Raw genomic sequence first — 12,726 nt, forward strand, 5'->3', positions numbered from 1 at the left:
GTCATGCGCCTGATTCAATTTGAAAACACCGCCGGTGAACGCCAGGTTGGCGTCGTCGAGGGCTCACAGGTTCAGGTGCTGCGTGACACTCGCAGCACCCGTGAACTGGCACTCGCGGCGATCCGCGCCAAACGCAGCCTGCAAGAGGAGGTCGCGCAGCGCGGTACCGAGCCGGGCCCTGACTACGCGCAACTGTTGCAGCAGGGCCGGATCCTGCCACCCCTGGACCATGAAGACCCGGCCCATTGCCTGATCAGCGGCACGGGCCTGACCCATCTGGGCAGCGCCTCGGCCCGGGACAAGATGCACCAGCAGGACGGCGCGGTGGAAGCCGGCATGACCGACACCATGCGCATGTTCAAATGGGGCCTGGAGGGCGGAAAGCCGGCGCACGGGCAGGCCGGCGCGCAACCGGAGTGGTTCTACAAGGGCGACGGCAGCATCGTCGTGCGTCCCGGTGCGGATTTCCCTGTGCCGCCGTTTGCCGAGGATGCCGGCGAAGAACCGGAGCTGACCGGGCTTTACGTGATCGGCGACGACGGCCAGCCATATCGCCTCGGTTATGCCCTGGGCAACGAGTTTTCCGACCATGTGATGGAGCGACGCAACTACCTGTACCTCGCCCATTCTAAACTGCGCTTTTGCGCCTATGGCCCGGAGCTGCGCGTCGGTGAACTGCCTCGGCATCTGGCCGGCACCAGCCGCATCACCCGCAATGGCGAAACACTCTGGGAAAAGGAGTTTCTCAGCGGCGAAGACAACATGTGCCACAGCCTCGCCAACCTGGAATTCCATCACTTCAAGTACGCACAGTTTCTGCGCCCCGGCGATGTCCATGTGCATTACTTCGGCACCGCCACGCTGTCGTTCGCCGATAGCGTGAAAACCCGGCCTGGTGATCGTTTCCAGATCAGCCTCGAGGAGTTTGGTGCGCCACTGGAAAACGGTATCGGTGAAAGTGCCCAACCGTTGCCAATCGGTCAGGTGCGTGCGCTTTAAGTCTTCCAAAGGAAAAAACCATGACATCGGTACTTGGACACAACTACATCGGCGGGCGTCGTAGCGCCAACGGCACCTTGCAACTGCAAAGTCTCGACGCTACCACCGGTGAACCCTTGCCAGCCCGTTTCTTTCAGGCCAGCGAAGCTGAAGTGGATGCCGCCGCCAAAGCCGCTGCCGCGGCGTACCCGATCTACCGCAACCTCAGCGCGCAAAAACGCGCGACGTTCCTCGACGCCATCGCCGACGAAATCGATGCACTGGGTGATGAGTTCGTCGCCACCATGTGCCGCGAAACCGCGTTGCCGGTCGGGCGCATTCAAGGTGAGCGCGGTCGCACCAGTGGCCAGTTGCGTCTGTTCGCCAAGGTGCTGCGTCGCGGGGATTTCTACGGTGCGCGGATCGACCGCGCATTGCCCGATCGCCAACCGCTGCCACGCCCGGACCTGCGTCAGTACCGTATCGCACTAGGTCCGGTGGCGGTGTTCGGCGCCAGCAACTTTCCGCTGGCATTTTCCACCGCCGGTGGCGATACCGCCTCGGCATTGGCCGCCGGTTGCCCAGTGGTGTTCAAGGCCCACAGCGGGCACATGGCAACGGCCGAATGGGTGGCGGACGCGATCATCCGCGCCGCCGAACGTACCGAGATGCCGGCTGGTGTATTCAACATGATCTATGGGGCTGGCGTCGGTGAGTGGCTGGTCAAGCATCCGGCGATTCAGGCGGTGGGCTTCACTGGATCGCTCAAGGGCGGCAACGCCCTGAGTCACATGGCGGCGACCCGGCCTCAGCCGATTCCGGTGTTCGCGGAGATGTCGAGCATCAACCCGGTATTCCTGCTACCCGAAGCGCTGACCGTGCGCGGCGAGCAGATCGCTGCGCAACTGGCCGGTTCGGTGACCTTGGGGTGCGGTCAGTTCTGCACCAACCCCGGCCTGGTCATCGGCCTGCGTTCGCCGCAGTTCAGCACTTTTTTGCAAACCTTTTGCGCCAGCATGAACCAGCAACCGGCGCAAACCATGCTCAACACCGGCGCACTGGCCAGCTACAGCCGAGGCCTGGGCGAACTGCACGAACACCCAGGAGTGACGCACCTGGCGGGTAAGCCGCAACAGGGCAATCAGGCGCAACCACAGGTGTTCAAGGCTGATGTCAGCCTGCTGCTCAAGGGCGATGAATTGCTTCAGGAAGAAGTGTTCGGGCCGACCACTATCGTCATCGAAGTCGAGGACCGCGCACAGTTGGCCGCAGCGCTGCACGGCCTGCGCGGGCAACTGACGGCGACGCTGATCGGCGAGGCGGGCGAATTGCTGGAGTACCGCTGGCTGGCGGAGTTGCTGCAAGAGAAGGTCGGGCGGATTCTGCTCAATGGCTATCCGACCGGCGTCGAGGTGTGCGAAGCGATGGTGCATGGCGGGCCGTATCCGGCGACGTCCGACTCGCGCGGCACCTCGGTCGGCACCCTGGCCATCGACCGCTTCCTGCGCCCGGTGTGCTTCCAGAATTATCCGGATGCATTGTTGCCTGAGGCGTTGCAAAACGCTAATCCGCTGGGGATTCGGCGGTTGGTGGATGGGGAGATGGGTCAGTCGGCCTTGTAGTGTCTGGGCAATTGCTTTCGCGAGCAGGCTCGCTCCCACAGTTAACCTCAGTGTTCACAAGTATTGTGTTCACAGGAGATCCATTGTGGGAGCGAGCCTGCTCGCGATGGCGGCATCAGCGGCACCGCAGAGCTATCTGATCGTCACCTCAACAGATTTCTTCACCGCCGGCTTCAACACCAACCACAACGCCGCCGCAATCAACACCCCGCCATAGATATGCGCCATCGACAGTGGCTCATCCAGAAATAACGCCCCCCACAACACCCCGAACGGCGGGATCAGGAAGGTCGTGGTCATCGACTTCACCGGGCCGACCGAGCTCAACAAGCGGAAGTAAATGATGTACGCGAACGCCGTGCATACCAGTCCCAATCCCAACAACGACAACCAGACGTTCCAGCCACCCCAGCTGACCGGGGGTTGGCTGATCACGCTGTAGCCGAACAACGGGAGTACGAACAGGGTCGCCCCCAGCATGCTGCCCAGCGCCGATAAACGACTGTCGAGCCCACCGGCCTGATCGAGCCAGCGGCGGGCGAGGAAGCCGGCGAAGCCATAGCAGGTGGTGGCGAGCAGGCAGGCGATGGCGCCCAGCAGCAATGCCATGTCGAACGCCACGGGGCCGGCGCGTGTCAGGACGCCAACGCCGAACAACCCCAAAAACACGCCGCCGAGCTTGGCGCCGGTGAGTCGCTCATGGAAGAACAGGCCGCCGATCAGCACGCCCATCAGTGGTGTGGTGGCGTTGAAAATCGCCGAGTAACCGGCGGGCAGCACTTGCGCGGCCACCGAATACAGGGTCGCGGGAATGCCGGAGTTGATCACCCCCAGTAGCATCACTGTTTTGAGCTTGCCCTTGAAATCCCAGCTGATACGCATCAATCCGAGAATCACCAGCAGCCCGATGGCGGCGATCGATACGCGGAAAAACGCGGTGGGAATCGTGCCAATGACCGGGGCGATGATGCGCATGAACAGAAAACTCGCACCCCAGATGGCCGCCAGTGACAGTAAACGGACTATATCGACGGGGTTCACGCTGCTCTCCTTGCTTGATCGGGACGAGAGTGTTGCCGAGCGGCTGATCCATGGCAACCGGAAAACGGGCAAATAACCTGCGCGCAAAATTACACTTCTCCTGCACCCGCTTCACTGGCTAAGCTCAGGGCTCACGAATTCCCGCAGAGGTCTCACCATGCCGCAGCATTGGCCAGCCGCCGACATCGCCCGCTTGATCCTCGATGGCTTCGACGATTACCGCGAGCACTTCCGGCAGATCACCGACGGTGCCCGCGCACGCTTCGAGCAGGCCCAGTGGCAGGAGACACAAGTCGCCTCGGCGGCGCGGATCAACCTCTACGAAGAGAAAGTCAGCGAAACGGTCGACCGACTGCGCATCGCTTTCGACACCGACACGCTGGACGTCAGCTGCTGGCCGCTGGTCAAAAGCGCCTACATCAGCCTGATCGACCTGCGCTTCGACGATGAGCTGTCGGAGACCTGGTACAACTCGATTTTCTGTGGGCTGTTCAGCCATGACTTGATCAGCGACGGCTGCATGTTTATCCACACCACCCGGCCGAGCCTGCGGCGGGCGAGGGCCGCGCAAACCCGTACCTACAAACCCCAGGGCCAGTTGTCGGGCATGCTGGCAAGCATCTTTGCCGATTACCGCTTCAGCGAGGAATACGCCGACCTGCCCGGCGACCTGCGCCGTCTTGAAGCGCAACTGCGCGAAAACCTGCCGGATTGGGTGTGCAAGGACCCGCAGCTGAGTGTCGAGCTGTTTTCCTCGGTGCTCTACCGCAACAAGGGCGCGTACCTGGTGGGACGTATCTACACCGCCGATGAGCAATGGCCGCTGGCGATTCCGCTGCTGCACCTTGAGGGGCGCGGCATCCAGATCGATGCGCTGATCACCGACGAAGCCGACGTGTCGATCATCTTCTCGTTCACTCGTTCGTACTTCATGGTGGATGTGCCGGTGCCGGCGGAGTTCATTGGTTTTCTCAAGCGCATCCTGCCGGGCAAGCACATCGCCGAGCTGTACACCTCGATCGGTTTCTATAAACACGGCAAGTCCGAGTTCTACCGGGCGCTGATCAATCACCTGGCCAACACCGACGACCAGTTCATCATGGCCCCGGGCGTGCGCGGCATGGTGATGAGCGTGTTCACCCTGCCGGGGTTCAACACCGTATTCAAGATCATCAAGGACCGTTTCTCGCCATCGAAAAACGTCGATCGTGCCACGGTGATCGAAAAGTACCGCCTGGTGAAAAGCGTCGATCGGGTCGGGCGGATGGCCGATACCCAGGAGTTCGCCGATTTCCGGTTCCCGCTGAGCAAGTTTGATCCGGCGTGCCTGGAGGAGTTGCTGGAAGTCGCCCCGTCCACGGTATCGGTCGAAGGCGACACGGTGCTGATCCGTCACTGCTGGACTGAACGGCGCATGACACCGCTGAACCTGTACCTGGAAAACGCCAGCGAGGCGCAGGTTCGCGAGGCGCTGGACGATTACGGTCTGGCGATCAAACAACTGGCGGCGGCAAACATTTTTCCCGGGGACATGCTGCTGAAAAACTTTGGCGTCACCCGTCACGGTCGCGTGGTGTTCTACGACTACGACGAGATCTGCTTCCTCACCGAAGCCAACTTCCGTCACATCCCGGCACCGCGCACACCCGAAGATGAAATGGCCTCCGAGCCCTGGTACTCCATCGGCCCGCTGGACGTGTTCCCGGAGGAGTTTCCGCCGTTCCTGTTCGCCGACTCCGGGCAGCGCAAGTTGTTCGATCAACTGCACGGCGAGTTGTACAACGCCGATTACTGGAAGGGTTTGCAGGAAGCGATTCGGGCGGGAAAGGTAATTGATGTGTTCCCGTATCGGAGGAAGCAGCTGTAAGCCACAAGCTTCAAGCTGCAAGATAAAGCTGCGTTCATCTTGTAGCGTGAGGTTTGCCGCTTGAAGCTGCTTTTCTGCGACAATCCGCAACCTTGCGCCACTAGACGACTGAATTGCGTACCCGATGACCGACGAATCGCCCTCCATCGACAAACTGCTGAAAAACCTCGATCACGCCATGCTTGCCGACCGCCACCGGTTGCGGCGGCAATTGCTTGAGCTGCGCAAGAAGCCTGATGAGGCCAAGCTGGCCCAATGGGTGGCGCGCATGCAGGCGTCCTGTGATCAGGTGCTGGCACGCAAGGCCAGCCTGCCGGTGATTCGTTATGACGACAGCCTGCCCATCGCCGCCAAGCGCGACGAAATCAAGAAGGCGCTGGAAAAGCATCAGGTGCTGATCATCGCCGGCGAGACCGGCTCGGGTAAAACCACCCAGTTACCGAAGATCTGCCTGGAAATCGGTCGCGGCCAGCATGGCTTGATCGGCCACACCCAGCCACGGCGGATCGCGGCACGCAGCGTCGCCAGCCGGGTCGCCGAAGAACTGGGCACGCCGCTGGGCGCGCTGGTCGGTTATCAGGTGCGCTTCGAGGACCAGAGCGATTCCAACACCCTGATCAAACTGATGACCGACGGCATCCTGCTGGCGGAAACCCAGAACGATCGCTATCTGGAACGCTACGACACGATCATCGTCGACGAAGCCCATGAACGCAGCCTCAACATCGATTTCCTGCTCGGTTACCTGAAAACCTTGCTGCCGCGTCGTCCCGACCTGAAAGTCATCATCACCTCGGCGACCATCGACCTGGAGCGCTTTTCCAAACATTTCGATGACGCACCGATTGTCGAAGTCTCCGGCCGCACCTTCCCGGTGGACACCTGGTATCGCCCGCTGACCCTGGAGCAGGACGAAGAGGGCAACCGCGTCGAGGACGACCTGACCGTGGATCAGGCGATTCTCGCCACCCTCGACGAAATTGCCGCGTACGAACGCAGCGAACGCCGCAGCCCCGGTGACGTGCTGGTGTTTCTGCCCGGCGAGCGTGAGATTCGCGACGCCGCCGACATGCTGCGCAAGGCCCAGCTCAAGCACACCGAGATCCTGCCGTTGTATGCGCGCCTGTCGCCGGCCGAGCAGCAGCGGATTTTCCAGTCGCACCCGGGGCGTCGCGTGGTCCTGGCGACCAACGTCGCGGAAACCTCGCTGACCGTGCCGGGCATCCGCTACGTGATCGACAGCGGCACCGCGCGCATCAGCCGCTACAGCTACCGCGCCAAGGTTCAGCGCCTGCCCATCGAAGCGATTTCCCAGGCCAGCGCCAACCAGCGCAAAGGACGCTGCGGACGGGTCGAGCCGGGTATTTGCGTGCGTCTGTACAGTGAGGAAGATTTCCTCGGGCGCCCGGAGTTTACCGATCCGGAAATTCTGCGGACCAACCTTGCAGCCGTTATTTTGCAGATGCTGCACCTGCGCCTCGGCGAGATCACTGCGTTCCCGTTCATTGAGCCGCCGGATGGCAAGGCCATCAGCGACGGTTTCAACCTGCTGCAAGAACTCTCGGCGGTGGACCGCAACAGCCAGCTGACCCCGCTCGGTCGCCAACTGGCGCGGCTGCCGGTGGACCCGCGCATGGGCCGCATGTTGCTGGAAGCGGCGAAGCTGGGCAGCTTGCAGGAAGTGCTGATCGTCGCCAGCGCCATGTCGATCCAGGACCCGCGTGAACGTCCGCCGGAGCGTCAGCAAGCGGCGGATCAGGCCCACGCGCAATGGAAAGACGCCGATTCGGACTTCGCCGGGCTGGTCAATCTATGGCGCGGGTTCGAGGAGCAGCGCCAGGCGCTGACCGCGAGTCCGCTGCGCAACTGGTGCCGCAAGAACTTCCTCAATTACCTGCGCCTGCGCGAGTGGCGTGATTCCCATCGCCAGTTGAGCCTGATTTGCCGTGACATGCAGCTGAGCCTCAACAAAGAACCGGCGGATTACCCGAAGCTGCATAAAGCAGTGCTGGTGGGCCTGCTCAGCCAGATCGGCCAGAAAACCGAAGACGGCGACTACCTCGGCGCGCGCCAGCGACGCTTCTGGATTCACCCCTCGTCGGGGATCGGCAAGAAACGCCCACAATGGTTGATGACCGCCGAACTGGTGGAAACCACCAAGCTCTACGCGCGCATGGTGGCCAAGATCGACGCCGACTGGATCGAGCCGCTGGCCGGGCATCTGATCAAGAAAAACCACTTCGAACCCCATTGGGAGAAAAAGCGTGGCCAGGTCGTGGCCTTCGAGCAGATCACGCTGTTCGGGCTGATCGTGGTCGGTCGCCGGCCAGTGCACTACGGCCCGGTGGACCCGGTGGTGTCCCGTGAACTGTTTATCCGCGAAGCGCTGGTGCGTGGCGAGATTCAGTCGAAAGCCAAATGCCTGACCGCCAACAAGCAGTTGCTGGAACAGCTCGACGAACTGGAGGCCAAGGCCCGCCGCCGCGACATTCTCGCCGACGAAGAAACCCTGTTCGCTTTCTACGACGCGCGGCTGCCGGCGGAGATTCACCAGACGGCGACCTTCGACAGCTGGTACCGGATCAACAGCCAGAAAGACCCGCAGCTGCTGATCATGCGCGAAGAAGACGTGCTGGCCCGCGAGGCCAGTGAAGTCACCGCCCAGCATTACCCGGACACCCTGCACATCGGTGATCTGGAATTGGCGCTCAGCTACCACTTCGAGCCGAACCACCCGCGCGACGGCGTGACCCTGCGCGTACCGGCACCGCTGTTGCCGATGCTGCCGCCGGAGCGACTGGAGTGGCTGGTGCCCGGCGTGATCGAGGCCAAGTGCATTGCCCTGGTGCGCAACCTGCCCAAGGCCTTGCGCAAGAATTTCGTACCGGTACCGGACTTCGTCAAAGCCGCCTTGCAACGCATGGCCTTCGCCGAAGGTTCGTTACCCCAGGCACTGGGTCGCGAACTGCTGCGCATGACCGGCGCCCGGGTCAGCGATGAAGCCTGGGCCGAAGCGGCGCAGCAGGTGGAAAACCATCTGCGGATGAACCTGGAAATCGTCGACGCGCAGGGCAAATTCCTCGGTGAAGGCCGTGACCTCGCCGAACTTACCGCGCGCTTCGCCGAGGCCAGCCAAGCCGCGTTGGCCGTGCCGCAAACCGCGAAAAGCCAGCAACCGGTCGAGCCGAAAGTATTCGCCGCCGTGGCCGAGAAAACCCAGCAGAAGATCGCCGGGCTGTCGATGACGGTGTACCCGGCGCTGGTGGAGGAGGGTGGCACCGTCAAGGAAGGCCGTTTTTCGACGCCCGCCGAAGCCGAATTCCAGCACCGCCGCGCGTTACAACGCTTGCTGATGCAACAGTTGGCGGAGCCGGCGAAGTTCCTGCGTGGCAAGCTGCCGGGCCTGACCGAACTGGGCCTGCTGTACCGCGACATGGGGCGCGTCGACGCGCTGGTGGAAGACATACTGCTGGCCAGCCTCGATAGCTGCATTCTCGATGGCGAAGACCCGCTGCCCCGTGACGGTGCCGCACTGGCGTCGCTGGCTGAGCGCAAGCGAGGAGTCTGGACCGAACACGCCGAACGTTTGGCGAAGTTGACCCTGGAAATCCTCAAGCTCTGGCATGGCCTGCAAAAGCGCTTCAAGGGCAAGATCGACCTGGCGCAAGCCGTGGCTTTGAACGACATCAAGCAGCAGCTCAGCCAACTGGTGTATCCGGGGTTTGTCCGTGAAACACCGATGCAATGGCTCAAGGAGCTGCCGCGTTATCTCAAGGCCATCGAGCAGCGTTTCGAAAAACTGGGTACCCAGGTGCAGAAGGACCGGGTCTGGAGTGGCGAATTGTCCAATCTCTGGACCCAATACCAGACCCGCGCCAACAAACACGCTCAGGAAGGCAAGCGCGATCCGCAGCTGGAGCTGTATCGCTGGTGGCTGGAGGAATACCGGGTTTCGCTGTTCGCCCAGCAATTGGGGACCAAGGTGCCGATTTCCGATAAGCGCCTGAGCAAGCAGTGGGCCCAGGTCGAGCCATGAACCTGTGGGAGCGAGCCTGCTCGCGAATGCGTAAATTCAGACGGCACCACCGGCGACTGATCCACCGCTTTCGCGAGCAGGCTCGCTCCCACAAGTAACGCTTTGTTCTTGCAAAAGGCGCCAAAACCCAAGGTTTATGGCAAACTTCGCGACCATAAACGCCGGTTTCGCGGACTAGAGCCTTCACCTGGTCACGCGACGGAATAAAGCGATGCCAGGTTTGCGTCCCCAGGATGGGAATAGACCCTTTGTGTATTGGTACGTCGGTACCAATGCTTTCTGCCTGAACAGATTAGAGACACGACCATGCATAATGTCGTCATCAGCGGCACCGGCCTTTACACTCCGGCCAACAGCATCTCCAACGAAGAGCTGGTGCAGTCTTTCAATACCTATGTGGCGCAATTCAACGCCGATAATGCCGACGCTATCGCGCGCGGTGAAATCGAGGCGTTGACCGAGTCCAGCGCAGCGTTTATCGAAAAAGCCTCTGGCATCAAGAGCCGCTTTGTCATGGACAAGGACGGCATCCTCGACCCGCAACGCATGGCGCCACGCCTGCCGGAGCGTACCAACGACGAATGGTCGGTGCTTTGCCAGATGGCCATCGGCGCAGCCGAGCAAGCCTTGCAACGCGCAGGCAAGACCGCAGCGGACATCGATGGCGTGATCGTCGCCTGCTCCAATCTGCAACGCGCCTATCCGGCCATTGCCATTGAAGTGCAGGAAGCGCTGGGCATCCAGGGTTTCGGTTTCGACATGAACGTGGCCTGTTCTTCGGCGACCTTCGGCATCCAGACCGCCGCCAACAGTATCCAGCTGGGCCAGGCCCGGGCGATCCTGATGGTCAACCCGGAAGTCTGCACCGGTCACCTGAACTTCCGCGACCGTGACAGCCATTTCATCTTCGGCGATGCTGCCACCGCGGTCATCATCGAACGCGCCGACCAGGCCACCTCCAAGTACCAGTTCGACATCGTCAGCACCAAATTGCTGACCAAGTTCTCCAACAACATCCGCAATAACTTCGGCTTCCTCAACCGCGCGGCGGAAGAGGGCATCGGCGCCAAGGACAAACTGTTCGTCCAGGAAGGCCGCAAGGTGTTCAAGGAAGTCTGCCCGATGGTGGCCGAACTGATCGGTGCGCATCTGGAAGAGAACCAGCTCAACGTCAGCGACGTGAAGCGCTTCTGGCTGCACCAGGCCAACCTCAGCATGAACCACTTGATAGTCAAGAAACTGCTGGGCCGAGACGCCACCGAGCAGGAAGCCCCGGTGATTCTCGACACCTACGCCAACACCAGCTCTGCCGGTTCGGTGATTGCGTTCCACAAAAATCAGGATGATCTGCCGGCCGGTTCGCTGGCGGTGCTCAGCTCGTTCGGCGCCGGTTACTCGATCGGTAGCGTGATTCTGCGCAAGCGCTGAGTCCGCGGTTCACCCCTAACCCTGTGGGAGCGAGCCTGCTCGCGAAGCGATCTGTCAGCCGCATTGATGTTGAATGTGCCGTCGTCTTCGCGAGCAGGCTCGCTCCCACAATGGGTCGGGGTGTCATTCAAACTCGCGGCAGGCGAATGACGGTGGTCAACCCGCCCCCCGGGGTTTCTTCCAGGCTCAACTGCCCGCCCAGACGTTCCGCCGCCTCGCGGGCGATGGTCATGCCCAGTCCGACACCGCCGGAGTTGCGATTGCGCGACCCCTCCAGGCGAAAGAACGGTTCAAACACCGCTTCGCGCTGCTCGGCCGCGATTCCCGGCCCGTAGTCGATCACTCTGATCAACAGTTCTTCCCGATGATCCTCCAGGGTAATCAGCGCCTGCCCGGCATAACGCAGGGCATTGTCCAGCAGGTTGTTGACGCAGGAACGTAACGCCATCGGCTGCACTTGCAGCGGTGCACAGTGGCCGCTGACCTGGACATCGGCGCCCTGGTCCTGGGCGTTTTCGCTCAACGACTCCACCAGCGCCTGCACGTCCATCCACTGCGGCGCCTCGCTGGTGCGTTGTTCGTGCAGGTAGGTGAGGGTGGCGTCGAGCATGCTGATCATATCGTCCAGATCCTGGCGCATCTGGCCCTGCAGCCTGTCGTCGTCGATCTGTTCCAGCCGCAGCTTGAGCCGTGACAATGGCGTGCGCAGGTCGTGGGACACCGCGCCGAGCATCCGCGAGCGTTGTTTCACTTGCTCGATGATGCGTCGCTGAGCCGTTGGATCGGGCGACTCAACAGTTTGGCGCCGTACCAGGCCGCAATGATCAGCGAGATAAATTGGAAGGTCAGCGGTACCAGCGGTCCACCGAACCAGGGCCGGGGTGGTCGATTGGCGAAGCGCGGGTCATCCGGCGGGCGTTGGCCGTCGAATCCTTCGGAGAATTGCGGTGGTGGAGGCGGAGGTGGCGGTGGGCCGTAATGATGAAACCAGGCAAAGGCCAGCAGGTGCGCCAGGATAATCGCCAGCAGCAGCACGCCGAACAGGCGTCCGAACAGCGTATCGAAGCGCCCGCGCATCAGCCGATGTCCCGGGCGTCGAACAGGTAGCCTTCACCGCGCACGGTCTTCGATGAACACCCAGAGCAGACGGAATTCGGCGTTGGACAGCGGCACCACCAGGCCGTCTGCTGCGATCAACTGGCGCAGTACGCTGTTCAGGCGCCAGTTGTCGAAGCGAATGTTCGCCCGTTGTTCGGTGCGGTCGTCGCGCACCCGGCGCAGGATGGTCTGGATGCGCGCCACCAATTCCCGGGGTTCGAACGGCTTGGCCATGTAATCGTCGGCACCCAGTTCCAGGCCGATGATCCGGTCGGTGGGTTCGCAGCGGGCGGGAGCATCAGGATCGGGATGTCCGACTCGGCACGTAGCCAGCGGCACAGCGACAGGCCGTCTTCACCGGGCAGCATCAGGTCCAGCACCACCACGTCGAAATGCTCCGCTTGCATGGCCAGGCGCATGGCCGCGCCATCGGTGACGCCGCTGGCGTGGATGTTGAAGCGGACCAGGTAGTCGATCATCAATTCGCGGATCGGGATGTCATCGTCGACGATCAGGGCGCGAATGCTCCAGCGTTTGTCGTCGCCGGTCGCTTTTTGATCGTCGTTCACAGGTGTGTGGGGGGGGCATGCGTGTGTTCATCTGCCGGATAGGCTGCCAACCACAAAGATAGGCGGCGAGGTTGTGGCTTCAGCATA

6 protein-coding genes and 2 pseudogenes are annotated in these 12,726 nt (G+C 61.9%); 5 read left to right on the forward strand and 3 right to left on the reverse strand.

What is annotated here, in order from left to right; all coding sequences use genetic code 11:
• Positions 1-3: 3 nt before the first annotated feature.
• Positions 4-999 carry an AraD1 family protein gene (gene araD1, locus AC07ZE_RS08140; RefSeq protein WP_207263099.1) on the forward strand — a complete coding sequence of 332 codons (996 nt, stop codon included), beginning with the start codon at positions 4-6 and terminating at the stop codon, positions 997-999.
• A 20-nt stretch (positions 1,000-1,019) separates the two neighbouring features.
• Positions 1,020-2,600 (forward strand): aldehyde dehydrogenase (NADP(+)), encoded by a 1,581-nt coding sequence (locus tag AC07ZE_RS08145; protein ID WP_207263101.1) that lies wholly within the window; start codon positions 1,020-1,022, stop codon positions 2,598-2,600.
• Positions 2,601-2,732: 132 nt separating this feature from the next.
• Here AC07ZE_RS08145 and AC07ZE_RS08150 read toward each other — a convergent pair whose 3' ends face one another.
• Positions 2,733-3,641 carry a DMT family transporter gene (locus AC07ZE_RS08150; protein WP_207263103.1) on the reverse strand — a complete coding sequence of 303 codons (909 nt, stop codon included), beginning with the start codon at positions 3,639-3,641 and terminating at the stop codon, positions 2,733-2,735.
• Positions 3,642-3,798: 157 nt separating this feature from the next.
• Between AC07ZE_RS08150 and aceK the strand changes: the two genes are divergently transcribed.
• From aceK to AC07ZE_RS08165, 3 genes are all read left to right on the forward strand, one after another.
• Positions 3,799-5,508: a bifunctional isocitrate dehydrogenase kinase/phosphatase gene (gene aceK / locus AC07ZE_RS08155; RefSeq protein ID WP_207263105.1), complete on the forward strand. Its 1,710-nt coding sequence runs from the start codon at positions 3,799-3,801 to the stop codon at positions 5,506-5,508.
• A gap of 124 nt (positions 5,509-5,632) precedes the next feature.
• Positions 5,633-9,544 carry an ATP-dependent RNA helicase HrpA gene (gene hrpA / locus AC07ZE_RS08160; protein WP_207263115.1) on the forward strand — a complete coding sequence of 1,304 codons (3,912 nt, stop codon included), beginning with the start codon at positions 5,633-5,635 and terminating at the stop codon, positions 9,542-9,544.
• A 306-nt stretch (positions 9,545-9,850) separates the two neighbouring features.
• Entirely contained in the window at positions 9,851-10,972 is a 1,122-nt protein-coding gene (locus AC07ZE_RS08165; RefSeq protein WP_207263117.1) for a beta-ketoacyl-ACP synthase III, read from the forward strand.
• A gap of 127 nt (positions 10,973-11,099) precedes the next feature.
• Here the strand turns inward: AC07ZE_RS08165 and AC07ZE_RS08170 are convergent.
• Positions 11,100-12,049, reverse strand: a pseudogene (locus AC07ZE_RS08170) (sensor histidine kinase).
• Positions 12,050-12,097: 48 nt separating this feature from the next.
• A pseudogene (locus AC07ZE_RS08175) lies at positions 12,098-12,639 on the reverse strand (response regulator); the annotation flags it as partial.
• Positions 12,640-12,726 lie beyond the last annotated feature (87 nt).

Source organism: Pseudomonas sp. GW101-3H06 (assembly GCF_059424605.1).

Coding starts and splice junctions, on each gene's coding strand:
- aceK (WP_207263105.1), top strand. CDS start 3,799: ATGCCGCAGCATTGGCCAGCCGCCGACATCGCCCGCTTGATCCTCGAT.
- AC07ZE_RS08145 (WP_207263101.1), top strand. CDS start 1,020: ATGACATCGGTACTTGGACACAACTACATCGGCGGGCGTCGTAGCGCC.
- AC07ZE_RS08165 (WP_207263117.1), top strand. CDS start 9,851: ATGCATAATGTCGTCATCAGCGGCACCGGCCTTTACACTCCGGCCAAC.
- hrpA (WP_207263115.1), top strand. CDS start 5,633: ATGACCGACGAATCGCCCTCCATCGACAAACTGCTGAAAAACCTCGAT.
- araD1 (WP_207263099.1), top strand. CDS start 4: ATGCGCCTGATTCAATTTGAAAACACCGCCGGTGAACGCCAGGTTGGC.